Annotated in this window: 24 protein-coding genes and 2 riboswitches; of the genes, 23 read left to right on the top strand and 1 reads right to left on the bottom strand. The window is 44.9% G+C overall.

Annotated elements, in window-relative coordinates:
• Positions 1-244: 244 nt before the first annotated feature.
• The 22 genes from ACFQ1X_RS13390 to ACFQ1X_RS13285 all read left to right on the top strand — a co-directional run bounded on the left by ACFQ1X_RS13390 (position 245) and on the right by ACFQ1X_RS13285 (position 22291).
• On the top strand, positions 245-2026 hold the full coding sequence (locus ACFQ1X_RS13390; protein WP_144841495.1) for an acyl-CoA dehydrogenase family protein: 1782 nt from the start codon (positions 245-247) through the stop codon (positions 2024-2026).
• A 98-nt stretch (positions 2027-2124) separates the two neighbouring features.
• A complete protein-coding gene (locus tag ACFQ1X_RS13385) occupies positions 2125-2478 on the top strand; it encodes an arsenate reductase family protein (RefSeq protein ID WP_144841496.1) in 354 nt (117 codons plus the stop codon).
• A 78-nt stretch (positions 2479-2556) separates the two neighbouring features.
• The gene (gene gcvH / locus ACFQ1X_RS13380; RefSeq protein ID WP_144841497.1) at positions 2557-2937 is read left to right on the top strand and encodes a glycine cleavage system protein GcvH; all 381 of its coding nucleotides are present in this window, start codon (positions 2557-2559) and stop codon (positions 2935-2937) included.
• A 129-nt stretch (positions 2938-3066) separates the two neighbouring features.
• On the top strand, positions 3067-3405 hold the full coding sequence (locus tag ACFQ1X_RS13375) for a toprim domain-containing protein (protein WP_144841498.1): 339 nt from the start codon (positions 3067-3069) through the stop codon (positions 3403-3405).
• A gap of 6 nt (positions 3406-3411) precedes the next feature.
• Positions 3412-3723: a thioredoxin family protein gene (locus ACFQ1X_RS13370; protein ID WP_144841499.1), complete on the top strand. Its 312-nt coding sequence runs from the start codon at positions 3412-3414 to the stop codon at positions 3721-3723.
• Between the two features lie 49 nt (positions 3724-3772).
• Positions 3773-3877: riboswitch (SAM riboswitch) on the top strand.
• 86 nt (positions 3878-3963) lie between these two features.
• Complete coding sequence (locus ACFQ1X_RS13365) at positions 3964-4989, top strand: methionine ABC transporter ATP-binding protein (RefSeq protein ID WP_144841500.1); 1026 nt, start codon at positions 3964-3966, stop codon at positions 4987-4989.
• Positions 4982-5650, top strand: coding sequence for a methionine ABC transporter permease (locus tag ACFQ1X_RS13360; RefSeq protein WP_144841501.1), 669 nt, complete (start codon positions 4982-4984; stop codon positions 5648-5650). The genes ACFQ1X_RS13365 and ACFQ1X_RS13360 overlap by 8 nt, the downstream gene beginning before the upstream one ends.
• Before the next feature lie 58 nt (positions 5651-5708).
• The gene (locus ACFQ1X_RS13355; RefSeq protein WP_379082936.1) at positions 5709-6590 is read left to right on the top strand and encodes a MetQ/NlpA family ABC transporter substrate-binding protein; all 882 of its coding nucleotides are present in this window, start codon (positions 5709-5711) and stop codon (positions 6588-6590) included.
• 548 nt (positions 6591-7138) lie between these two features.
• Positions 7139-8305, top strand: a complete 1167-nt coding sequence (locus ACFQ1X_RS13350; protein WP_144841503.1) for a dicarboxylate/amino acid:cation symporter — start codon at positions 7139-7141, stop codon at positions 8303-8305.
• Positions 8306-9080: 775 nt separating this feature from the next.
• A complete protein-coding gene (gene sufC / locus ACFQ1X_RS13345; RefSeq protein ID WP_379082950.1) occupies positions 9081-9863 on the top strand; it encodes a Fe-S cluster assembly ATPase SufC in 783 nt (260 codons plus the stop codon).
• Between the two features lie 18 nt (positions 9864-9881).
• Positions 9882-11186: a Fe-S cluster assembly protein SufD gene (gene sufD, locus ACFQ1X_RS13340; protein WP_144841505.1), complete on the top strand. Its 1305-nt coding sequence runs from the start codon at positions 9882-9884 to the stop codon at positions 11184-11186.
• Complete coding sequence (locus ACFQ1X_RS13335) at positions 11186-12415, top strand: cysteine desulfurase (protein ID WP_144841506.1); 1230 nt, start codon at positions 11186-11188, stop codon at positions 12413-12415. The genes sufD and ACFQ1X_RS13335 overlap by 1 nt, the downstream gene beginning before the upstream one ends.
• Positions 12405-12845: a Fe-S cluster assembly sulfur transfer protein SufU gene (gene sufU / locus ACFQ1X_RS13330; RefSeq protein ID WP_144841507.1), complete on the top strand. Its 441-nt coding sequence runs from the start codon at positions 12405-12407 to the stop codon at positions 12843-12845. The genes ACFQ1X_RS13335 and sufU overlap by 11 nt, the downstream gene beginning before the upstream one ends.
• Before the next feature lie 21 nt (positions 12846-12866).
• Entirely contained in the window at positions 12867-14264 is a 1398-nt protein-coding gene (sufB, locus tag ACFQ1X_RS13325) for a Fe-S cluster assembly protein SufB (protein ID WP_144841508.1), read from the top strand.
• 135 nt (positions 14265-14399) lie between these two features.
• Positions 14400-15260 (top strand): DUF72 domain-containing protein, encoded by an 861-nt coding sequence (locus tag ACFQ1X_RS13320; RefSeq protein ID WP_144841509.1) that lies wholly within the window; start codon positions 14400-14402, stop codon positions 15258-15260.
• Between the two features lie 26 nt (positions 15261-15286).
• The gene (locus tag ACFQ1X_RS13315) at positions 15287-16630 is read left to right on the top strand and encodes a bifunctional metallophosphatase/5'-nucleotidase (protein WP_144841510.1); all 1344 of its coding nucleotides are present in this window, start codon (positions 15287-15289) and stop codon (positions 16628-16630) included.
• A gap of 71 nt (positions 16631-16701) precedes the next feature.
• Positions 16702-16883: riboswitch (Lysine riboswitch) on the top strand.
• A gap of 110 nt (positions 16884-16993) precedes the next feature.
• Positions 16994-18571 carry a Na+/H+ antiporter NhaC family protein gene (locus ACFQ1X_RS13310; protein ID WP_144841511.1) on the top strand — a complete coding sequence of 526 codons (1578 nt, stop codon included), beginning with the start codon at positions 16994-16996 and terminating at the stop codon, positions 18569-18571.
• Between the two features lie 194 nt (positions 18572-18765).
• Positions 18766-20298: a sodium-dependent transporter gene (locus ACFQ1X_RS13305; protein ID WP_144841512.1), complete on the top strand. Its 1533-nt coding sequence runs from the start codon at positions 18766-18768 to the stop codon at positions 20296-20298.
• Positions 20299-20311: 13 nt separating this feature from the next.
• A complete protein-coding gene (locus ACFQ1X_RS13300; RefSeq protein WP_144841513.1) occupies positions 20312-20434 on the top strand; it encodes a MetS family NSS transporter small subunit in 123 nt (40 codons plus the stop codon).
• A gap of 199 nt (positions 20435-20633) precedes the next feature.
• Entirely contained in the window at positions 20634-20993 is a 360-nt protein-coding gene (locus tag ACFQ1X_RS13295; RefSeq protein ID WP_144841516.1) for a YutD family protein, read from the top strand.
• Between the two features lie 84 nt (positions 20994-21077).
• Positions 21078-21524, top strand: a complete 447-nt coding sequence (locus tag ACFQ1X_RS13290; RefSeq protein ID WP_144841514.1) for a DUF86 domain-containing protein — start codon at positions 21078-21080, stop codon at positions 21522-21524.
• Between the two features lie 2 nt (positions 21525-21526).
• A complete protein-coding gene (locus ACFQ1X_RS13285) occupies positions 21527-22291 on the top strand; it encodes a TIGR01457 family HAD-type hydrolase (protein WP_144841517.1) in 765 nt (254 codons plus the stop codon).
• 21 nt (positions 22292-22312) lie between these two features.
• On the opposite strand, the gene ACFQ1X_RS13280 is transcribed toward ACFQ1X_RS13285, so the two are convergent.
• Entirely contained in the window at positions 22313-22549 is a 237-nt protein-coding gene (locus ACFQ1X_RS13280) for a YuzB family protein (protein WP_117301734.1), read from the bottom strand.
• Positions 22550-22956: 407 nt separating this feature from the next.
• Between ACFQ1X_RS13280 and ACFQ1X_RS13275 the strand changes: the two genes are divergently transcribed.
• The gene (locus ACFQ1X_RS13275; RefSeq protein ID WP_144841515.1) at positions 22957-24024 is read left to right on the top strand and encodes an NAD(P)/FAD-dependent oxidoreductase; all 1068 of its coding nucleotides are present in this window, start codon (positions 22957-22959) and stop codon (positions 24022-24024) included.
• Positions 24025-24160 lie beyond the last annotated feature (136 nt).

Raw genomic sequence — 24160 nt, 5'->3', positions numbered from 1 at the left:
GAGCATATCTTTGCTCTTCGCCGCCTTACGCATTTTCATCTAAGGTAATAAAAAAGATATGGAGCAAAACAGCGAAGACGCCTAGGGGGCCAAGCGAAGTGCTGAGATCCACTCGGGCGATGTGAAACGAGACCGAGTTAGCTCAGTGCGAGCCCCCAGGCAAGCAAAGCTGTTTTGCGGAATATCGACTACTAACGGTTATTCATTTAATTGATAAAGCTTTTAAAAATAGGAGGAATATAAAATGGAACAATCAAAAACATTGATCAAAGGCGGAAGTTTCCTGATTGAAGACGCGGATCTTTCACGCGTATTTACACCGGAGGATTTCACGGATGAACAAAAAATGATCGCCAAATCAACTGAGGATTATGTAAACACAGACGTAATGCCGGTGGTTGAAAATCTTGAAAACCACGAATTCGAACATTCCGTACGCCTCTTGAAAAAAGCTGGCGAATTGGGCCTACTCGGAGCCGACGTGCCAGAACAATACGGCGGTTTAGGTCTTGATAAAATCGCTTCAGCTTTGATAGCTGAAAAAATGTCCAAAGCAGGCGGCTTCTCAATTACGCACGGAGCACACGTTGGTATTGGATCATTGCCGATTGTACTTTTCGGTAACGAAGAACAAAAACAAAGCTATTTGCCGCGCCTTGCGACTGGCGAAATGATTGCCGCTTACGCGTTGACCGAGCCTAGTTCAGGTTCTGACGCACTGGGTGCAAAAACGACCGCTAAATTGAACGAAGCAGGTACGCATTACGTCCTGAACGGTGAAAAGCAATGGATCACCAACGCTGGATTTGCTGATGTATTCGTTGTTTACGCAAAAATTGACGGGGAGCAATTCTCTGCATTTATCGTCGAGCGCGAATTCTCAGGTGTTTCAGTTGGACCGGAAGAGAAGAAAATGGGGATTAAATCATCTTCGACTCGTACACTGATTCTTGAAGATGCAGAAGTGCCGGTTGAAAACTTGTTGGGTGAAGCAGGACGCGGGCATATCATCGCCTTCAATATTTTGAACATCGGCCGTTACAAATTGGGAGTTGGCACAATCGGAGCTTCAAAACGTGCAATGGAAATCACGATTCCTTACACGAACCAGCGCCAGCAATTTAAAACACCAATTTCGTCATTCAACCTGACGCGTGAAAAACTTGCGACAATGGCATCACAATTATATGCTCTTGAAAGCTCGGTTTACCGCACAGTTGGTTTGTTCGAAGACCGCATGAGCGGATTTTCAGACGAAGAACACGCAAACGGCAAGCTTGTAGCAGATTCAATCGCTGAATTTGCAGTGGAATGCTCGATGAATAAATTCTTCGGCACGGAAACATTGGATTATATCGTTGATGAAGGTGTTCAATTGCACGGTGGCTACGGCTTCATGCAGGAATACGAAATCGAGCGCATTTACCGCGATTCACGCATCAACCGTATTTTCGAAGGAACAAACGAAATCAACCGTCTTCTGGTTCCTGGCACATTATTGCGCAAAGCGATGAAAGGCGAATTGCCACTATTGCAGCATGCCATGAAACTTCAGGAAGAATTATTGATGATGATGCCGGAAGAAGTTGGCACAGAAGCTTTGGCTCAGGAAAAATACCTTGTTAACAATGCGAAGAAAATCGCAATCCTTGCAACGGGTCTTGCTGCCCAAACATACGGAACGAAATTGGAGCAGGAACAGGAAGTACTTGTGAACATTGCAGATATCGTCAGCAACGTCTTTGCGATGGAGTCCGCAGTACTGCGCACTGAAAAAGCGATTGCCGCTTCAGGTGAAGAAAAAGCGTCGCAAAAACTTCTTTATACACAAATCTATTGCCAGGAAGCATTCGACAAGATCGAAAAAGATGCAAAAGAAACTTTGATTGCTGCAATCGAAGGCGACAACCAGCGTATGATGCTTTCAGCTCTTCGCAAACTGACGCGTTCAACTCCTTACAACGTCATCGCGAAAAAACGTGAAGCCGCTGTGAAATTGATCGACGCAGAAAAATATATCGTTTAATCATTACTCCAAAGCGCCGCCAACTCTTGGTGGCGCTTTTTCTTCGCCCGAATAACAGGGCTTTGCTAGAATAGAAACAAGAAGGAGGTTTTATTTACATGATGGATTTTTATTGGTATCCGCAATGCAGCAGCTGCCAGAAGGCAAAGAAATGGCTTGCCGCCCATGAGGTGGACTTCAAGGAAATACATATCGTCGACAATCCGCCGACAAAAGAGGAATTGAAAAGAATCGTCGACAGCAGCGGCATCGACCTGAAGAAATTTTTCAATACGAGCGGCCAGCAATACCGCGAGTTGCAATTAAAAGATAAGCTAGGTGAAATGTCGGCGGATGAAAAACTTGAGCTGCTGTCTTCAAACGGCATGCTGATCAAGAGGCCGCTTGTTTGGGACGGCGAAAAAGCGACTCTTGGATTTAAAGAAGAGGCCTTCGAAAATAGCTGGTCTTAAAGATTGTGCTATCTTGTAATTGCATCGTTATTATGTCAAACTGAAATTGAAGCAACTACATATTTTGGAGGCGTTTGGATGAGCACACCACAAGAACTTCGTTATTCAAAAGAACATGAATGGGTTAAACTTGAAGACGGCAAAGCAACTATCGGTATTACGCATTTTGCACAGGCTGAACTTGGAGACATCGTTTTCGTGGAATTGCCGCAGGTCGGTGATGAGCTGAAAAAAAATGAGCCGTTCGGCAGTGTTGAATCTGTTAAAACCGTTTCTGAACTATATGCACCAGTAAGCGGAAAAGTTGTTGAAGTCAATTCTGAACTGGAAGACAGCCCGGAATTCGTAAACGAATCCCCGTATGAACAAGCATGGATGGTAGTCATCGAGGCACCGTCTGAAGATGAGATGAATGATTTGATGGACGCTGACGCTTATAAGGAAATGACGAACGAATAATACCCGGAAAGCGCCTGTACCCTGGCGCTTTTTTCAATATCCGGACTTCAGCGGCAAGCTCTTTTGAACATAAGTTGAACAGGCACTGCCAGTTTTATATATTCTATAGAATCAGCGGGGTGTTGGTTTATGGACAAAGTAATTGTGGTGGAAGGCATTTCAGATAAAAACAGGATCGCTCCGCTCATTGCAGAATCCGTGACGATTCTTTGTACTAATGGTACAGTAAGTGCAACGAGGCTCGAAGAATTGCTGCTGCCATTTGAAGGGCAGGACATCATTATTCTGGTGGATGCGGATAAATCCGGCGAAAAGCTCAGGAAACTGGTGAAACGGGAGTTTCCTGAAGCAAGACATTTTTATATTGACCGGACTTATAAAGAAGTCGCAACGACGCCATTGCGTATTCTTATGGATGTCCTTATTGCAGCCAATATAAGGGTCAATAATTTGTTAACAGAAGGATGACGAAACATGGAAGAATGGAACCATAAAGATTGGACCAAAGCCAAAAATACCAATAAGGTATCGGCTTATTATCTATATACCCCAATGTGCGGCACCTGCCAGCTGGCTTCCAAAATGCTGGAGGTTGTGACCGCAGCCATGCCGGAATTGCCGATCGGCAAAGCGAATTTAAATTATGTGCAGGAAATCGCTTCTTTATATGAAGTGGAGAGTGTCCCGTGTCTTTTGATCACGGAGAACGGCAAGCTGAAAGAGAAGGTTTATGCCTTCCATTCCGTGCCTTATATTTATGAGAAGTTAAAAATTGTTGACGGATAAATTGAGCCGTGTTAAATTAAGAACCTGAATAACAAACTTAATAACGTAACTCTTATACAGAGTGGTGGAGGGAAGTACCCTGTGAAGCCCGGCAACCGTCATGAAAATGAAATGGTGCCAAGTCACACAAAGCGAACGCTTTGGAAGATGAGAGAACGGTTAACGTATATTTTTTATGCATGCCCTTCTGCTCGTTTTCGAGCAGAAGGGCATTTTATTTTGGAGTAGGAGTGTGCAACAATGATTCAGTTAAAGGATTTGACTAAGAAATTTGATACCGGCAAAACGGTCCTGACGGCAGTGGATAATGTTAACTTGTCGATCGATGACGGGGAAATTTTTGGTATTATCGGCTACAGTGGCGCAGGGAAAAGTACATTGATCCGGTTGTTGAATGGTTTGGAAAAACCATCATCAGGCACAGTCGACGTCAATGGCCAAAAAATTACTGCCATTAAAGGGGCAGATTTACGTAAAGCGCGCCAGAAAGTGAGTATGATTTTTCAGCATTTCAATCTCCTCTGGTCTCGCACGGTTCAGGAGAATATTGAGTTTCCTCTTGAAATTGCCGGGGTGCCTAAAGCGAAGAGAGAGTCGAGAGTCAAGGAACTCGTCGAATTGGTTGGTTTGGCCGGACGCGAAAATGCTTATCCTTCCCAACTCTCGGGTGGACAGAAGCAGCGTGTCGGAATTGCCCGTTCACTTGCCAATGATCCGGAAGTACTGCTTTGCGATGAAGCAACTTCGGCACTCGATCCGGAAACGACAGATGCGATCCTGGATTTGCTGGTCGATATCAATAAGCGTCTCGGTTTGACGATTGTTTTGATAACGCATGAAATGCACGTTATCCGGAAAATCTGCCACCGCGTTGCGGTCATGGAAGGCGGCAAGGTTGTGGAACTGGGCGATGTGCTGACAATCTTCCGGTCACCGAAAAAAGATATTACGAAACGCTTCGTGGCACAGGTGACCGAAACAGAAGACTCTACTGCCACGATCAAGCATCTCCGAGAATTATATCCGACGGGTGAGCTGGTGAAATTAATTTTCGTTGGAGAGCAGACAGAACAGCCGATTTTGACGAAGCTGATCCGCAATTATCCGGTGGAAGTCAATATTGTGCAGGGAGATATATCTCATACTCAGCGCGGAGCATACGGTACATTGATTCTGCAGTTAAAAGGTTCGAAACAGGAAATTGCGGATGCTATTCTTTTCCTCAAACAAGAGAAAGTGCAAACGGAGGTGATGGCAAATGATTGAGTCATTATTTCCAAATGTCGATTGGGACGATATGTGGGAAGCGACGTTGGAAACTATGTATATGACAGCAATGTCGACTGCATTCACTTTCATTATCGGTCTCGTACTCGGCATTATTTTATTTTTGACAGCGCCAAAGCAATTATGGGCCAATAAAATCGTCAATTGGCTGACTGGAGTTTTCGTCAATGTTTTCCGCTCCATTCCTTTTATCATTCTGATTATCCTTTTGATTCCTTTCACAAGTTTTCTGATCGGAACCATACGGGGACCGAACGCCGCATTGCCGGCACTGATCATAGGAGCGGCCCCGTTTTATGCACGGCTGGTGCTGATCGCTTTCCAGGAAATCGACAAAGGCGTCGTTGAAGCAGCACGGTCGATGGGTGCCACTACATCGACCATTATTCGCAAGGTGTTATTGCCGGAATCGAAGCCGGCGCTGATTTCAGGTATCACGGTGACCTCGATTGCTTTGGTTGGTTATACTGCAATGGCCGGTGTCATTGGTGCCGGAGGACTGGGAACACTGGCGTTCCTGGATGGTTTTCAGCGAACCCGGCCGGATGTTGTATTAATGGCCACCATATTAATTTTAATCATCGTCTTTTTCATCCAATTTGTAGGGGATGCATGGACCAGAAGGGCTGACAAACGTTGATGACGGACCTTCCGTTGACATAAAAAACTAACAACAAAGAAAAGGGAGAGTACAAATTATGAAAAAACTTTTAACAGGAACTTTATTGGCAACTTTAGCTTTAGCAGGATGCGGAAGCGACAACAGTGAATCCGGCAGTGACTCAAATAATGGCGGATCTGGTGAAGGAGAAACAAGTACATTAACTGTGGGTGCCTCTAACGTGCCGCACGCAGAAATTTTAGAGCAGGTCCAGCCGATTCTTGAAGAGCAGGGAATTGAATTGGAAATCGAAACTTACCAGGATTATATTTTCCCGAACCAGCATCTTGAATCGGGCGAAATTGATGCCAACTACTTTCAGCATATCCCATATTTCGAAGCACAAATGGAAGAGAACGATTATGACTTTGCAAATGCCGGCGGTATCCATATTGAGCCAATCGGTGTTTACTCCCAGGAATACGACTCTTTAGAGGAGCTTCCGGAAGGTGGCACAATTTTAATGAGCAGTTCAGTTGCTGACCACGGACGTATTTTGTCCATGCTGGAAGCGGAGGGATTGATCACTTTAGCTGAAGACATCGATAAAACAAAAGCTGAAGTAAGTGATATTACTGAAAACCCGAAAGATCTGCAATTTGAAACAGATTTCGAAGCAGCTTTATTGGTGCAAATGTATGAGCAGGGTGAAGGAGATGCGGTGTTGATCAACTCCAACTATGCAATCGATGCAGGCATCAGCCCGCAGGAAGATTCAATTGCCCTTGAAGAATCAGATTCACCGTATGTAAACATTATCGCCGTTCGTTCAGGTGATGAAGACAGTGAAGAAGTTCAGGCATTGGTTGAAGCTCTTACATCAGAAGAGATTCAGGATTTCATCCTGGAAGAATGGGGCGGCTCAGTCGTACCTGTAGAGTNATCCTGGAAGAATGGGGCGGCTCAGTCGTACCTGTAGAGTAGAAAAGCAACGGCACCCGTTAAGCTCTGAAAGGCATAAGGCGATTTGGCGAAGCGGCGTTTTTTCAGCCGCACAGCCAAAGTGACTTATGACCCGAAGAGCTGGGTCGCCGGAGTCTGGACAGAGAAAAGCGACGGCACCCGTTAAGCTCTGTAAGGCAAGAGATGAACCAAATGTAATTTGGGACATCTCTTTGCGACGAAGCAGCGAAGCGATGCAGGAGCAATAAGGTTATTGTCGGACCAGCGAAGTGGCATTCTTTGCCACGCAGCTGGGCTGACTTATGACCCGAAGAGCTGGGTCGCCGGAGTCTGGACAAAGAAAAGCGAAGCATCCTTCGGGGTGCTTTCTTTTTTTATTCTCCAGTTAAAGTTGGCATCTAAAATTGACCGGTTAATTGCTATATATTTCAAAATTAAAGATTATCTTGAAATAATGATAAAATTCAATATTCCGTGTATTTTAAATAAGCTTATCTAATTTCTTATTATATGGTAGCTTAATAGCTATTAGGAAAACAAATGTACACACAGGGAGGACATGGGATGAAATTTAAATTCGGTTTATTGCCAAGGATAGTGCTGGCAATTGTGTTGGGAGTTTTAATCGGTTCGTTTGCGCCGGAAAATATGGTGAGGGTATTTGCTACTTTTACTTCGATATTCGGCAATTTCCTGAACTTTGTCGTGCCTTTGATCATTCTTGGATTCATTGCTCCAGGAATTGCAAAACTGGGTAAAGGTTCCGGAAAGCTTCTGGGGGTCTCGACACTTGTAGCATACAGCTCTACCGTGGTCGCCGGAGTTTTTGCATTTGTTGCAGCGATGATTGTTCTTCCTGGCTTTATGGAAGGTCGGGAAATTTCAGGTCTTGACGATCCGGAAAATGCATTGGCAGAAACGTTTATCACTCTTGAAATGACGCCGCTGTTTGGAGTCATGGCTGCTTTGATACTTGCCTTCTTATTGGGAATCGGTATGGCTGCAACTGGCAGCAAAACGATGATTTCCTTTTTTGACGAGTTTCAGGTCATCATTGAAAAGACAATTTCTGTTGTAATCATTCCGCTGTTGCCTTTTTATATTTTCGGCATATTCGCCAATATGGCATATGGCGGCGCAGTGATGGAAATCCTCTCATTATTCGGCATTGTCTTCGTGCTGATCATAATTCTGCATGCGCTGATGTTATTGCTTCAATACAGTTCAGCTGGCGCTCTCGTCAAACGGAATCCGTTTCGCATGCTGAAAACAATGATGCCGGCTTATTTCACAGCCCTCGGTACTCAATCGTCAGCTGCTACAATTCCGGTTACATTGCGCCAGGCGCGCAAAACTGGAGCGGATGAAAGAATCGCGGACTTCTCGGTGCCTCTGTTTGCGACAATCCATCTGTCAGGAAGCACGATCACACTTGTATCCTGTGCTATCGGAGTGTTATTCCTGACAGGGCAGACTCCTGAATTCAGTTCATTTTTGCCATTCATCCTTATGCTGGGTGTCACAATGATTGCTGCACCGGGAGTTCCGGGTGGCGCAGTAATGGCTGCAATAGGCTTGTTGCAGACGATGCTTGGGTTCGATGAAACGATGGTGGCGCTGATGATCGCGCTGTATATGGCGCAAGATAGTTTCGGAACCGCTGCAAACGTCACGGGTGACGGTGCTTTGACCAACATCGTGGACAGGTTTACAAACGGTCGAAAAGTTTAAAGTCATTTGAAGTTTATTACTATGGCAATATATTTTAAAGACAGCCATTCTCATATAAAATGGTAGCGAATGGTGGAGCAGGAAAGCCCGACAGCTTATTGTCGGGCTTTTTCTTATATTTACCAATAACTATGACGATAGGTCCATTTTCAGACAAATTGGTAAAAAAAGAAGTTTTGAATTAATAAAAGGGGGTATAATGGGAAATGTAAGAAAAATTGAAAGGAATGATTTATTATCGATTCACACGGTATCGAGCATACTGAGAAAATGGAACAAGCATTTAGGAATGCCCATGGCTACGGGATAAACGAATACCAGAATGACCCCGGTAAGATTATTGAAGTGGAACAGCGAAGAGAACAGGATTACAGCGATAGCCAAAAGATCGTGTCTCAGTTAGAGCGACAAGTACACCGTGATATATAAAATGACACATTGATAACAGCAGACATGAAACCGGCGCAAACCTTGCGCCGGTTTTTTCATGCTTAAAATAGAATGAAGCCCAGCTCCATCGCCGGGCGCAGCTGACGCCGGCTGTTACTATAACTAGTGAAATCCATTCTCAATTAAATGTCATTTATTGAAAATGGATGATTTGGTTTTTATTGTTTGATATAGAGGGTTTACAGCAAGGAATGCTGAGTTTTAAATTGATTTGGAGCATATTCTTGAAGCGATTTAATGATTTGCAAGCGCAGTCCATATCGGTTAAGATTAGAATGATACTAATTTAGAATGGTTATCCATTCAACATCAACTATATGGAGGTATTTACATGTCAACTTTGGTCATCCAGGATTTACACGTTGAAATCGAAGGTAAAGAGATTTTAAAAGGTGTAAACTTAACTATTAATACAAGCGAGATCCATGCAATAATGGGTCCGAACGGAACGGGTAAATCCACTTTGGCTTCTGCCATCATGGGCCACCCTAAATACGAAGTAACTTCAGGATCAATCACGTTGGACGGAGAAGACGTCTTAGATATGGAAGTCGACGAACGCGCACGTGCAGGTCTTTTCCTTGCAATGCAATACCCAAGTGAAATTTCAGGAGTTACGAATGCTGACTTTATGCGTTCTGCAATGAACGCTCGCCGCGAAGAAGGAGACGAAATCTCCTTGATGAAATTCATCCGTGAGCTTGACAGCAAAATGGACACGCTTGATATGGACCAGGATATGGCACAACGCTATCTGAACGAAGGTTTCTCAGGCGGGGAAAAGAAACGCAATGAAATTCTTCAGATGATGATGATCAAACCGACTATCGCCGTGTTGGATGAAATTGACTCCGGTTTGGATATCGACGCGTTGAAAGTCGTTTCTGACGGGATCAACCAAATGAAAGGCGAAGGTTTCGGCTGCCTGATCATCACGCATTATCAGCGTCTGTTGAATTACATCACTCCGGACCACGTCCATGTGATGATGCAAGGCCGTGTTGTTAAATCCGGTGGAGCAGAACTGGCGCATAAACTAGAATCAGAAGGCTATGACTGGATCAAGCAGGAGCTTGGCATTGAAGACGAGACTGTAGGACAAGCATAATTGAAGGGAGAGACTGGCATGACGGTTGAAACAAATTTAAAAATGACCGAGCAAGAGCTGCGCTCCTTTTCAGAAATGAATGGTGAACCATCTTGGTTTACTGAGCTGCGTCTTCGCTCGTTTTCAGAAGCGGAAACATTACCGCTACCAAAACCTGACAAAACGAAAATTTTGAACTGGAATTTTACTGATTATCCGGTGCACACAGTAAAAAACGTTGCATTCAATTCAATCGGGGATCTTACAGAAGACATCAAAACGATTGTCGACCTCGATCAAAAGAATCTTTATATCCAGCATAATAATACACCGGCATTTTCTCGTATTTCAGAAGAACTGGCTGCAAAAGGTGTCATCTTGACTGACATTTTCACAGCGCTTCGTGAACACGGTGATCTGGTGAAAAAATATTTCATGACAAAAGGTGTCAAAACAGATGAGCACAAATTGACTGCTTTGAATGCTGCATTGATGAACGGAGGAGCTTTCCTTTATGTTCCGAAAAATGTGGAGATAGAAGAGCCGGTACAAGTCGTCTTCTATCATGACGACGCGGATGCATCCCTCTTCAACCATGTGATTGTTGTAGCGGATACCAGCAGTAAAGTCACTTATGTGGAGAACTATTTCTCAACTGTTCCAAAATCGAATGGTTTGGCGAATATCGTTTCTGAAGTATTCGCAGAAGATAACGCACAGATCACTTACGGTGCCGTTGATGTTCTGGCTGAAGGTTTCACAACTTACGTCAACCGCCGCGGTGTTGCTGCAAGAGACGCGAAAATCGAATGGGCACTCGGCATGATGAACGACAGCGATACGATCTCTGAAAATGTTACGCATCTTGTAGGCGATAACTCAATCGGCGATACGAAAACTGTCGTAGTCGGACGAGGCAGCCAAAAACAGAACTTTACAACAAAGGTAGTACACTGGGGCAAAGATTCGGATGGACAGATTTTAAAGCACGGCGTTATGAAAGATTCCGCTTCTTCTATTTTCAACGGCATCGGCAAGATCGAACATGGTGCAGTCAGATCGAATGCGGAACAGGAATCACGTGTGTTGATGCTTAGCCCGAATGCTCGCGGCGACGCCAACCCAATCCTGTTGATCGATGAAGATGACGTTACAGCAGGCCACGCAGCGTCGGTCGGCCGGGTAGATCCACTGCAATTGTATTATCTGATGAGCCGAGGAATTACGAAACAAGAAGCTGAACGTCTTGTTATTCACGGTTTCCTGGCACCGGTAGTTAACGTGTTGCCAATTGAAGGCGTTAAAAAGCAATTGACGGAGGTTATCGAAAGGAAAGTCCGCTAATGATCAACCAAGAGATAAAAAGCTATTTTCCTATACTGAATCAAGAAATCAATGACAACCCATTGATTTATCTGGACAGCGCAGCAACATCCCAAAAGCCGGTACAAGTGATTGAAGCATTGGAGAATTATTATAAATTTGATAATTCCAATGTGCATCGCGGTGTACACACGCTTGGCAACCGCGCTACAGAAAAATATGAAGGCGCCCGTGAAAAAGTGCAGAAATTCATCAATGCCGATTCTACCGAAGAAATTGTATTCCTTCGTGGTACAACTACAGCCATCAATCTGGTAGCGCAAAGCTACGGACGGGCTAATGTGGATGAAGGCGATGAAATTGTCATCACTTACATGGAACACCATTCAAATATTATTCCGTGGCAGCAATTGGCGAAAGAGCGCGGAGCGATCCTGAAATATATCGAACTTGAAGAAGACGGCACCATTTCAATGGAGCAGGTCGAATCAACAATTACTGAACGGACTAAAATCGTTTCGATGGTATATGTTTCAAATGTGCTCGGAACGATGAACCCTGTAAAGGAAGTTGCACGTGTCGCCCATGAACATGGGGCGGTGATGGTAGTTGACGGAGCACAGGCTGCTCCTCATCTGAAAATCGATGTCCAGCAATTGGACTGTGATTTCTTCGCCTTCTCAGGCCATAAAATGGTCGGGCCGACCGGAATTGGTGTATTATATGGAAAGAAAGCTTTATTGAATGACATGGAACCGGTCGAATTCGGCGGTGAAATGATTGATTTCGTCGGCCTATACGATTCGACATGGAAAGAGCTGCCATGGAAATTCGAAGGGGGCACACCGATTATAGCCGGAGCTGTCGGCTTGGGCGCTGCCATCGATTTTCTGAACGAAATCGGTTTGGACGAAATCGAAAAGCATGAACATGAAATGGCGGCATACGCCATGGAAAAAATGAGCGGAATTGACGGTCTTGAAATATACGGTCCGAAAGATCCGGCACAACGGGCAGGTATTGTGACGTTCAATCTAAACGATGTCCATCCGCATGATGTGGCAACAGTTCTTGATATGAGCGGCATCGCTGTTCGCGCAGGACATCATTGCGCACAGCCATTGATGAAATGGCTGGAAGTATCAGCTACCGCCCGTGCCAGTTTTTATCTCTATAATGGCGAATCGGATGTCGATCGTTTAGTAGAAGGATTACGCTCTGCAAAGGAGTATTTCAACGATGTCTTTTAAAAACTTAGACCAATTGTATCGGTCCGTAATTATGGACCATTATAAAACGCCAAGAAATAAAGGCACCATTGAAAAGGACAGCATCAATATCGAAATGAACAACCCGACATGCGGAGACCGTATCCTTTTGACCTTGCAGGTCGAAGACGGAATCGTGAAAGATGCGAAGTTTGATGGGGAAGGTTGTTCAATCTCGATGGCTTCCGCTTCAATGATGACCCAGGCAGTAAAAGGCAAAGATGTGGAAACAGCTCTTGGTCTTTCCAAGACTTTTTCAGATATGATGCTTGGCAAAGATTATGACGATTCCACGGATCTGGGCGATATCGAAGCGCTGCAGGGAGTTTCACAATTCCCGGCACGAATCAAATGCGCGACACTCGCCTGGAAAGCTATGGAAAAAGGTGTGCACGAGCAAGAAAAATCGTAACACAAGAACGGAGGAACGATGATGGCGAAAAAAATGCCCGAAATGGATGATTATAAATATGGGTTTCATGACAAGGACGTCTCGATTTTCCGCTCAAAGCGCGGATTGACGGAAGACATTGTCAGAGAGATTTCAAAAATTAAAAGCGAACCCGAGTGGATGCTTGATTCCCGCTTAAAAGCTCTTAAAATGTTCTATTCAATGCCTATGCCACAATGGGGCGGAGACTTGGCGCCATTGGACTTTGATGAAATCACGTATTACGTGAAACCTTCAGAGGCGAGCCAAACTTCATGGGACGAAGTGCCGGAAGAAATCAAACGGACGTTTGATAAACTCGGTATCCCTGAAGCGGAACAAAAATACCTTGCAGGTGTTTCCGCACAATACGAATCCGAAGTGGTCTACCACAACATGAAAGTGGAACTGGAAGACATGGGCATCATCTTTAAAGACACGGATGCTGCACTTCGCGAAAACGAAGACCTGTTCCGTGAATATTTCCAGACAGTAATTCCGGCAGCGGACAATAAATTTGCTGCACTGAATACGGCTGTTTGGTCAGGTGGATCATTTATCTACGTTCCGCCAAATATTAAAGTTGAAGCACCATTGCAAGCATATTTCCGTATCAACTCGGAAAACATGGGGCAGTTTGAACGTACAATGATCATCGTGGACGAAGGCGCAAGTGTCCATTATGTTGAAGGCTGTACAGCTCCGGTTTATACGACAAATTCACTGCACTCTGCAGTAGTTGAAATCATCGTTAAAAAAGATGCTTATTGCCGTTACACAACTATCCAGAACTGGGCAAACAACGTTTACAACCTCGTTACAAAACGTGCATTCGTTGATGCCAACGGCACTATGGAATGGATTGACGGCAACATCGGATCGAAGTTGACGATGAAATATCCTGCAGTATACCTGCGCGGCGAAGGCGCACGCGGCATGACCCTGTCAATCGCCATCGCAGGCAAAGGCCAGCATCAGGATGCCGGCGCGAAAATGATCCACATGGCACCAAATACTTCATCATCCATCGTTTCGAAATCAATTTCGAAACAAGGCGGTAAAGTATCGTACCGCGGAATCGTCCGTTTCGGCCGCAAAGCCGACGGCGCACGCTCGAACATTGAATGTGATACGTTGATCATGGACAACGAGTCCACGTCAGATACGATCCCATACAATGAAATCCTGAATGACAATGTATCTTTGGAGCACGAAGCGAAAGTTTCTAAAGTTTCTGAAGAGCAATTGTTCTACTTGATGAGCCGAGGCGTTTCTGAACAGGAAGCGACTGAAATGATCGTTATGGGCTTCATCGAACCATTTACAAAAGAACTTCCTATGGAATATGCGGTTGAAATGAACCGTTTGATCAAATTCGAAATGGAAGGTTCAATCGGCTAATCGATTGGATTCCCTGAAAGTCTCCGCTGCTGAAAAGCAGCGGAGACTTTTTTTGCGTTACATCAATTTCCAGAATAAGACGTTCCATATTTTCTGTGCTATCATTGAAGCAGCAAGCATTTCGGAGGTGGCCTAATGATTTATGCGGGACTTACTGGTTGGGGAGACCATCCGGATGTGTACAGTCCGGGTTCGAAACAGAAAGACAAATTGACCGATTACGCTGGACATTTTCCGATTGTCGAATTGGACTCTTCTTTTTATGCAGTTCAACCTGAGAGAAATATCCGGAAATGGATTGACGAAACACCTGACTCTTTTCAATTTATCGTAAAAGCCTATCAGGGAATGACAGGCCATCTGCGCGGAGAAAATCCTTTTGATACGGAAGAGGAAATGTATGAAGCGTATATCAAATCCATCCGTCCGCTCAAAGAAGCAGGCAAACTGGCGATGGTCCTGTTGCAATTTCCCCCCTGGTTTGATTGTATTAAAGAAAATGTGGATGAAATAAGAAGGATGACCAATAAATTAAGTGAATTTGATCTGGCAATCGAGTTTCGCCATCAATCATGGTATGCCGATGGATTCCGTGAAAAAACCTTTGAATTCCTGAGGGAACATAATTTGATCCATTCTGTCTGTGATGAACCGCAGGCAGGGGATGGTTCAATTCCTCTTGTTCCTGTTTCGACAAGGAAAGACAAAGTTTTATTCCGGCTGCATGGCCGTAATGTCCACGGCTGGATCAATGTCGGAAATGCGAAAAATTGGCGGGAAGTCCGTTATTTATATGATTATAACGAAGATGAATTGAAAGAAATAAGCGAAGCTGCAAAGGTACTGGAAAGAACCACGGATCAAGTTTATATCATTTTTAATAATAATTCCGGCGGACACGCTGCCGGTGACGCAAAACAATTCCAGCAGATGAACAGGCTGGTGTTTGAAGACCTTGCCCCAAAACAGCTTGATCTGTTTGAAGAGGAATTTTGACGAAAGGCCGTAAAGAGGTGTTGTAAATGGCTGAAACCATTCATATTTATCATACAAATGATCTGCACAGCCATTTTGACAATTGGCCGAGTATCCATGCCTTTTTAGTTGGAAGGAAACGCTGGCATGAAGAAATGGGCGATTTCTGTCTCATTCTTGACATCGGCGATCATGTGGACCGTTCGCATCCTTTCACTGAAGGCACGGCAGGCAAAGGCAATGTGCAGATGCTGAACGGTGCGTCCTATGATGCAGTGACGATTGGCAATAATGAAGGAATAACATTATCGAAAGAAGAGCTGGATACGTTATATGCAGAGGCTGATTTTGATGTGATTCTCTCTAATCTCTTTGGGGGAAATGGAGAACGTCCGAACTGGGCGAAACCTTATAAGATACGGGTGACACCGGAAGGGCAACGCATCGGCCTGGTTGGTGCCACTGCTGAATTTACTCCTTTTTATGAAAGATTGGGGTGGCAATTGACGGCAGCGAGGGAATCCATTGTTCAGTCGGTCGAAGAGATTAAAGCTCACACGGACTTCATCGTCTGCTTATCGCACCTTGGGGTAAGGGAAGATGAAATACTGGCGGAATCCTGTCAGGATATCGACCTTATACTTGGTGCGCACACTCACCATATTTTTCATGACGGGAAGCAGATTGGTGATGTGCTGCTGGGTGCAGCCGGTAAATTTGGCGCCTATATCGGCCACGTCATCATTGACGAAGACCTGAAGAAGAAAAAAGCCTATTTGATTGAAACCGAAAAACTTGATAATCCGGACGAGTATTATGACCGGGACCGGAGAACAGAAGGCAGAGCATTGTTGAAGGACACAGTATTCCATAATGAGGTAGCTTTAAAAGCGGAATGGTTCAAGGAATCGGAAATGGCTCAATTATTCGGAAAAGCGATGATTGAATTTTCAAGGGCGGATTGTGCGTTATTCAACGCAGGGCTGTTTATGGAAGATATGCCTTCTGGGGAAGTTACGCGCTACGATTTTCACCGGATGCTGCCACATCCCATCAATCCCTGTATGATCGAGTTGACTGGTGCGGAATTGAAAGAAATTTATCTGCAGTCGATGAATTCAGAGTGGCCGCAACTGGAGCTGAAAGGTCTTGGCTTTCGCGGTGCGGTGTTTGGAAAAATGATCCGCACCGGTATGGACTTGGAGAATCACCAATTATTCATCAATGGGAAGCGGGCTGACAGTGACGAAGTTTATAAACTGATTACACTGGATATGTTTACGTTCGGTTATTTTTTCCCGGAATTTAAACGTTCACCCAAAACCTATTTTATGCCTGAATTCATTCGGGATGTATTCAGCGGCTATTTTTCAAGCAACATGGTGAAATGAACGGAATTTTCAGTTGTGAATTGACCTTGATTTCACCACAATTTTAGGATATGCTAACAAAGAATTGTATATCGATGGGTAGAGGCTGCAAAACCGATGAGTAGAATATGTGAGCGTGACAGCGATGAGCATATTTGAAAGGTGGTTTTGCCGAAGTCCATTTTCTGTTGTCACCGGAAAATGGGGCTGGGGACATTCTTAATAAGGATGTCACTGTCATTTATGCTTGCATAAATGGAGAGCTACAGGGTTGTTTGATGTTTTACCGCACAGACGAATTGTAGAAAGCCGGCTTGTCCCTTTGGATTGAGCCGGCTTTTTTTCTCCATTCTATTCCATCAAAAATATAGGAGGAAACCATTCATGGAAAACACAATTTTTTCAATCCTGCCCCCGATTATAGCAATCGTGATGGTCTTATTGACCCGACGCGTATTGCTGTCCCTGGGAGTAGGTATCATCGCTGCCGCGTTGATCCTGACTTCATTCGCGCCAGTTGGCACTTTGCAGGAATTATTCACATCATTCCAGGTGATTTTCTGGGACGAAGGTTTCAACGCTTATAATGTATTTATTCTTCTATTCTTATTATTACTCGGAATCATTACTGCATTCGTCAGTTTATCCGGAGGGAGCCATGCCTTTGCTGAATGGGCTTCTCAGCGCGTCAAATCACGCCGTGGCGCAAAAGTTCTGACAGTAGCCCTTGGTATCGTGATTTTCATCGACGACTATTTCAATGCACTGACAGTTGGTCAAGTCGCACGTCCGATAACTGACCGTTATAAAGTATCACGTGCGAAACTTGCTTATTTTATCGATTCCACTGCTGCGCCAGTATGTGTTGTTTCACCGGTTTCGAGCTGGGGAGCAGCCATCATCGGAATCATCGCTACAATTCTCGCAGGCCAGACTTTTGTGGAGTATTCCGCTTTGGAAGCATTCCTATGGATGGCTCCGATGAACTTCTATGTAATAGCTGCACTTGCCATCGTATTTTTCGTTGCCTACCGTGATGTGGATTTCGGTGAAATGAAAAAGCATGAAATCAAAGCAATTGAGAACGGAGAGCTTTATGATCCGGAGAAATCGATTCCAGGTGAAATGAAAGAAGAATTTCCTTCTCATTCCCATGGCCGCGTGCTGGATCTGTTGCTGCCAATCCTTGTATTGGTCGCAGGTACTGTAGCCGCCATGTTGTGGACCGGCTACCAGAATGCTGGTCAGCAATTTGACGTATGGCTGATTTTTGAAAATACCGATGTACCGTTATCATTATTGATCGGGGGACTTCTTGGAACAATTACATCCATCGTATTGTATCTGCTTCAAATGAAGAAGAATGAAACGGCCAATGCCGGTTGGATCGGCAAAGGAATCTGGGCAGGTATCAAATCGATGATTGGCGCTGTGCTGATTCTGATTTTCGCCTGGTCATTGACTTACCTTATCGGTGCATTGGAAACTGGCACTTATCTTGCAGGACTGGTGAGCGAAGGAAATATTCCCGTTTCAGTTCTTCCGGTATTATTATTCGTTCTTGCGGGAGTGATGGCATTCTCGACCGGAACGTCCTGGGGATCTTTCGGTATTCTGTTGCCAATCGCCGGAACCATCATGATCGAAGCTGCTCCGGAATTATTATTGGCATCGCTGTCGGCTGTTCTTGCAGGAGCTGTTTTCGGGGATCACTGTTCACCGATTTCAGACACGACCATCCTGTCTTCAACCGGAGCGGGAAGCAATCATATGGATCACGTAGCCACTCAGCTTCCATATGCTCTTACAGCAGCGGCAATTGCGTCAGTTGGGTATTTGGTCATAGGATTTACAGGCTCGCTATTGTGGTCATTAATTGCGGTAATTGTTATCCTGGCAATATTGTTTATCGCTTGGTCACAACGGACAACCATACTTGAAAAGAAGGAAAAAGCGCTTTAAATCAAAAGCGGAGAGAATTTCTCTCCGCTTTTTTATTATTGCCAAAATAGTTTTTCAAAAAAATCTCAGAAACTGTCTTTACTTTATTCTTGCTGGTCGGTATACTATTTTTAGATTAGTTAATAATCTGAAAATATACAAACTTCTAATTTTTCTGTTAGAAAATTGGAAGTTCCTAAAGAGGGGGAGAAATTATGGAACGTTCGCAATGGGGTACACGCGCCGGTTTTATCATGGCGGCAGTCGGCTCGGCAATCGGTTTGGGAAACATTTGGCGTTTTCCGTACGTTGCCTATGAAAATGGTGGAGGAGCATTCTTTATACCGTACTTATTCGCTCTGCTAACAGCAGGGATACCGATTCTTATCCTCGAATTCACCATCGGGCACAAATACCGTGGATCAGCACCATTATCATTCTTCCGCATGAGCGGCAAGAAAGCTGAATGGCTTGGCTGGTGGGCAGTACTTGTTTCATTTGTCATATCGGTCTATTATGCAGTTATCATCGCATGGGCTATGCGATATACAATTTTCGCATTCAATCAGGCATGGGGCGAAGACACGCAAGCATTCCTGTTCGGAGATTTTCTCCAACTGGGAGATGTTCCCGGTCAAACCGGCGATATCGTTTGGGGGATCTTTATCCCGTTAGCGCTGGTATGGATCATCACTCTGGGCATTCTTTTGGCTGGAGTCAAGAAAGGGATTGAAGCGGCCAACCGCATTTTCATTCCAACTTTGGTGGTAATCTTCCTTATCATTGTTATCCGCGCTGTCACTTTGGACGGGGCAATGACAGGCTTGAACGCATTCTTCGAACCGAATTTTGATGCCATTATGGATCCGTCGGTTTGGGTTGCTGCATACGGACACATCTTCTTCAGTTTATCCGTAGCATTCGCCATCATGATAACGTATTCCAGTTATCTTCCAAAAAAATCGGATATTACCAATAATGCTTTCATCACCGGCTTTGCCAACTCAAGTTTCGAGTTGCTTGCAGGGATCGGGGTATTCGCTGTCCTCGGATTCATGGCGGTTCAATCCGGCCAGGAAGTTTCTCAGGTGGCAACTGCCGGCGTCGGATTGGCGTTCGTGGTATTCCCGCAGATCATCAATGAATTCCCGGGCTTTAACGGACTCTTCGGCGTCCTGTTCTTCCTGTCATTGACTCTGGCAGGTTTAACCTCTCTCATGTCCATCACTGAAACTTATGTGGCGGCAATTGCAGAGAAATTTGGCACAACACGCCGCAAAGCTGTTGCTTTCGGTGGCGGTTTGGCAGCTGTAATTTCAATTCTGTTTGCTACTCAAGGCGGACTTTACTTCCTCGACCTTGCAGATTATTACATCAACCAGTTTGGTGTTGCAGCAGTCGGTCTTGTGGAAGTGGTCATGGTCGTATGGGTCCTGCGCAAAGCAGATTACCTGAAAGATCATGCCAACGCAATTTCCGATATTCCGCTTGCCGGCTGGTGGAAATTCTCACTCGGCGTCATTACACCGATCGTCTTGGGGTATATGATGTTCGGATTGCTGAGACTGAATATTCTTCAACAGCATACAGATGGTGAGGGTAACGTCATTGGAAACTACGAAGGCTATTCCGATATGTTCACACTATTCGGAGGGGTCGCTGTAGCAGCTCTTGCTTTGATCTTAGGAATTTTGTTCTCACTCGGCAAATGGCATAAGAGCCAGGCAGAATTCGACGAACATAAATAAGGGGGTTAACGTTATGGAACCAAGCGCAATCGTAGTCATGATTATTGGTATGGTACTCCTTTGGGGCGGCTTAGCGGCCAGTATATTCCATGCAGTAAGAAGCGGCAAAAAAAATAAGGAAAATAATGCAGCATAATCTGTAAAGAGAACCCTCCGGAAACTATTCGTTTCCAGGGGGTTCTTTTTGTAGGACTGTTCCTTGTGAGGCTTGCTGCTTTATGGTACATTTGGAAAAGAGATTGGCAGACATGCTGCAGATGGTAAACGTGCCCGGCATTCCAACGAGGAATCAGCAGCCTTATCGTGGAGGCTTAATTAAATGGATGGTGAAAAATTTGATTACTATTGATCAGTGGAATTATGAAATTGTCATCGATTATCGTGAAGGTTTTCAGGAAGAAGCAATAACGAATCGTTATAGTGAAATTCTGGGCAAGTATGATTATATTCTTGGAGACTGGGGCTATGGCCAGCTGCGGTTAAAGGGTTTTTTTGAAGATACGAATCACAAGGCCAGCTATGACACGAAAATCAGTACCTTACAGGATTATCTTTACGAATACTGCAATTTCGGCTGTGCGTATTTCGTCATCAAGAAAGTTGGCAAAGCGCCAGAACCCGAAAAAGAAGTGGCAGAGGAAACAAAAGAGCAGCCAACAGTTCAGACAGATGAAAACCCCGTAGCAGAAGCATGATGCAGCGGGGTTTTTTCGTGCCATTATGCTATTATAAGAAATGAGATAAAGTGCAAAGAAATTATACTTGGTGGAGGGTTTTACATGTATTTTATTGACCGAAGCAAAATAACTGAAACTGTCAATTATATGAATTCCTTAGTGGAACTTTATGAAACAAAAGAGGGCTGGAATAGCCTGGAAGATCAATTGGCTCTGGAGCGTCTTGCCCACAACATAATCGAATCGATCATAGACGTCGGCAACAGCATGATCGACGGTTTCATCATGAGGGATCCCGGCAGTTATGATGACATCATTGATATATTGACGGATGAAAAAGTGATCTCGCCGGAAATGGATGCCCCATTGAAACAGGTTATCGGACTCAGAAAACCTCTGGTGCGCGATTTCATGCGAATGGATCATAAAAATATAGTCAGCGTTATGGACAGCACAATCGATGAGCTCAAATCGTTCGGACCGAAAGTGGAGCATTATCTGATTCATGAACTCGGACCGGTGTCGGCATTTATACCGGAGAAGAAATAATGATGAAGGATTACAAAGCTTATTGCCTGGATCTGGATGGCACGGTGTTCCGGGGAACTGCAGTGATTCCGGAAGCCGCCGATTTTATCGAACGTTTGCAAAAAAGGGGCATTGAACCTTTTTATATAACCAATAATGCCTCCATGACCCAACAGCAATTTTCCGATAAAATGAAGTCTTTCGGCATCATGGCTCCTCCCGAACAGATCATGACCTCATCCATTGCAGCTTCAAAATACATCAAGAGGTGGTATCCGGACAGGACTGTATTCATGATTGGCACCGACGGAGTGGAGCAGGCGCTTAGAAGCGAAAGAATAGAGAGAGTTTACGAGAACGCAGATATAGTGCTGATGGGGATTGACCGCAATATCAATTTTCAAAAATTGGCAACTGCTTGTTTGGAAGTACGAAAGGGAGCGGTATTCCTGTCCACAAACCGTGATTTGGCGTTTCCTTCTGAAAGAGGGTTCATGCCTGGCAACGGAGCTTTTACAAAAGTGGTTTCTTCTTCGACAGGTATTGAACCGATATTCATCGGCAAACCTGAAAAGCATATGCTGGAAGCGATTCAATACACCCATGATTTCAAACCGGAAGAGATGGTCATGATCGGGGATAATTACGATACTGATATTCAGGCCGGCATCCGTTTCGGCATCGATACTGTTCATGTCAATACAGGTGTAACGCCAATGGCGGAAGCGATGAAAAAAGATGTGGCGCCAAGCTATGCAATTGAAAACCTCAGTTTTTGGGAAATATAAAAAAGCCATCGAGTCGATGGCTTAAAATAAAGGATTTTCTTCTATAAACTCATACACTTTACGTGTCAGTTCTTCAGGGGTATCAGCTTCGACAATTTCGCCGTTAACTAGCGCGTAAAGTGTTTCAGAGCATTTTGTGCAATAACTCAAGCAGCCATATTCCAGTACATCGAGATTCGGATCCCGATCCAGTTTCTCAAAGGCTTCTTGGGCCCCATTGACGATATTGCTTACGCAAAATTCAACAATCGGATTCATTCAGGTCACCTCACTACATTGGAAATCCTACCGTTATTCAGGGGGAAAGTCAATTAATTGATTCCATTTCTTTGGTGTCCAGACTCCGGCGGCCCAGCTCTTCGGGTCATAAGCCACTCTGGCTGCGCGGCTTGAACACGCCACTTCGCCAGATCGTCTTATGCCCTTCAGAGCTTAACGGGCGCCATCGCTTTTCTACTGTCCAGACTCCGGCGGCCCAGCTCTTCGGGTCATAAGCCACTCTGGCTGTGCGGCTGAAAACACGCCACTTCGCCAGATCGTCTTATGCCCTTCAGAGCTTAACGGGCGCCATCGCTTTTCTTGGAAATATATTGTGAAAGTTATCACAATCGGATATACTTTTACATGAGATAGAAGCAGACTGATGAAAGTTAAAGGAGATTTTTATGCGAAAACTAGTCTTATTGGGCGGCGGTTACGGCAATATGAGAGTATTGCTTCGTTTATTGCCCAGCAGTTTACCACAGGACGTCGAAATTACATTAATCGACCGTACGCCTTTTCACAGCATGAAAACGGAATTTTATGCGCTCGCTGCCGGAACGGAATCGGACCAGGATGTCAGGGTCGACTTTCCGGAGCATGAGCGCCTGAAAATCGTCAACGGTGAAATTCTTGAAATTGGCCTTGAAGAACAGTGCGTTTTCATGGAGAACGGCCAGCGAATCGAATATGATGATCTGGTCATAGGCCTTGGCTGCGAAGACAAATACCATAGCGTACCCGGTGCGGATCAATACACATTCAGCATCCAGACAATCGGCAAATCACGCCAGACCTATCAGGCATTGCTTGGACTGCCGGCAAATGCCGTGGTTGGTATTGTAGGCGCTGGCCTCAGCGGAATTGAGCTGGCAAGTGAGCTCCGTGAAAGCCGTGAAGACCTGCAGATAAAATTATTCGACCGCAGTCCGCGGATTTTACGTGATTTCCCGGAACGCCTGAGTAACTTCGTCAAAAAATGGTTTGATAACCACAATGTTGATGTGGTTTCCAATTCAAACATTACGAAAGTGGAACCGAAACTTCTTTATAATCACGAAGACACGATTCCGGTGGACGCAGTGGTTTGGACTGCCGGTATTCAGCCGGTCAAACCAGTAAGGGACCTCGGTCTCGAAAGCGATTCAATAGGACGGGTCGTCATCAACCAATACCATCAGTTGCCTTCCTATGAGAACGTTTATGTCGTCGGAGATTGTGCAGCATTGCCGATGGCTCCTTCTGCGCAGCTTGCTGAAGAGCAGGCGGAACAGATTGTCAAAGTGCTTAAAATGCGCTGGAAAGGCGAAGAGCTTCCTGAAACCATGCCGGAGATCAAGCTTAAAGGCTTCCTCGGCTCGCTGGGCAAAAAACAGGGCTTTGCATATCTGGCAGACAGAACAGTAACAGGGCGCATCGCGCGTCTTATGAAATCCGGCGTTTTATGGATGTACAAATGGCATAATGGATAATAGATTTAAACAAAAGGCGCTCAGCAATGGGCGCTTTTCTTTGTTGTCCAGACTCCAGCGGCCCAGCTCTTCGGGTCATAAACCAGCTCAGCTGCCGTGGCAAAAGACGCCACTCTGCTGATCCGTTTTATGCCTT

Source organism: Metaplanococcus flavidus (assembly GCF_042675885.1).
Classification (GTDB): Bacteria; Bacillota; Bacilli; order Bacillales_A; family Planococcaceae; genus Planococcus; species Planococcus flavidus.
This window is presented reverse-complemented; position numbering and strand designations above follow the sequence as displayed.

Bases quoted from the DNA above. Each gene is read 5' to 3' on its own strand.
- ACFQ1X_RS13390 (WP_144841495.1), top strand. From the start codon at position 245: ATGGAACAATCAAAAACATTGATCAAAGGCGGAAGTTTCCTGATTGAA.
- ACFQ1X_RS13385 (WP_144841496.1), top strand. From the start codon at position 2,125: ATGATGGATTTTTATTGGTATCCGCAATGCAGCAGCTGCCAGAAGGCA.
- gcvH (WP_144841497.1), top strand. From the start codon at position 2,557: ATGAGCACACCACAAGAACTTCGTTATTCAAAAGAACATGAATGGGTT.
- ACFQ1X_RS13375 (WP_144841498.1), top strand. From the start codon at position 3,067: ATGGACAAAGTAATTGTGGTGGAAGGCATTTCAGATAAAAACAGGATC.
- ACFQ1X_RS13370 (WP_144841499.1), top strand. From the start codon at position 3,412: ATGGAAGAATGGAACCATAAAGATTGGACCAAAGCCAAAAATACCAAT.
- ACFQ1X_RS13365 (WP_144841500.1), top strand. From the start codon at position 3,964: ATGATTCAGTTAAAGGATTTGACTAAGAAATTTGATACCGGCAAAACG.
- ACFQ1X_RS13360 (WP_144841501.1), top strand. From the start codon at position 4,982: ATGATTGAGTCATTATTTCCAAATGTCGATTGGGACGATATGTGGGAA.
- ACFQ1X_RS13350 (WP_144841503.1), top strand. From the start codon at position 7,139: ATGAAATTTAAATTCGGTTTATTGCCAAGGATAGTGCTGGCAATTGTG.
- sufD (WP_144841505.1), top strand. From the start codon at position 9,882: ATGACGGTTGAAACAAATTTAAAAATGACCGAGCAAGAGCTGCGCTCC.
- ACFQ1X_RS13335 (WP_144841506.1), top strand. From the start codon at position 11,186: ATGATCAACCAAGAGATAAAAAGCTATTTTCCTATACTGAATCAAGAA.
- sufU (WP_144841507.1), top strand. From the start codon at position 12,405: ATGTCTTTTAAAAACTTAGACCAATTGTATCGGTCCGTAATTATGGAC.
- sufB (WP_144841508.1), top strand. From the start codon at position 12,867: ATGGCGAAAAAAATGCCCGAAATGGATGATTATAAATATGGGTTTCAT.
- ACFQ1X_RS13320 (WP_144841509.1), top strand. From the start codon at position 14,400: ATGATTTATGCGGGACTTACTGGTTGGGGAGACCATCCGGATGTGTAC.
- ACFQ1X_RS13315 (WP_144841510.1), top strand. From the start codon at position 15,287: ATGGCTGAAACCATTCATATTTATCATACAAATGATCTGCACAGCCAT.
- ACFQ1X_RS13310 (WP_144841511.1), top strand. From the start codon at position 16,994: ATGGAAAACACAATTTTTTCAATCCTGCCCCCGATTATAGCAATCGTG.
- ACFQ1X_RS13305 (WP_144841512.1), top strand. From the start codon at position 18,766: ATGGAACGTTCGCAATGGGGTACACGCGCCGGTTTTATCATGGCGGCA.
- ACFQ1X_RS13300 (WP_144841513.1), top strand. From the start codon at position 20,312: ATGGAACCAAGCGCAATCGTAGTCATGATTATTGGTATGGTACTCCTT.
- ACFQ1X_RS13290 (WP_144841514.1), top strand. From the start codon at position 21,078: ATGTATTTTATTGACCGAAGCAAAATAACTGAAACTGTCAATTATATG.
- ACFQ1X_RS13285 (WP_144841517.1), top strand. From the start codon at position 21,527: ATGAAGGATTACAAAGCTTATTGCCTGGATCTGGATGGCACGGTGTTC.
- ACFQ1X_RS13280 (WP_117301734.1), bottom strand. From the start codon at position 22,549: ATGAATCCGATTGTTGAATTTTGCGTAAGCAATATCGTCAATGGGGCC.
- ACFQ1X_RS13275 (WP_144841515.1), top strand. From the start codon at position 22,957: ATGCGAAAACTAGTCTTATTGGGCGGCGGTTACGGCAATATGAGAGTA.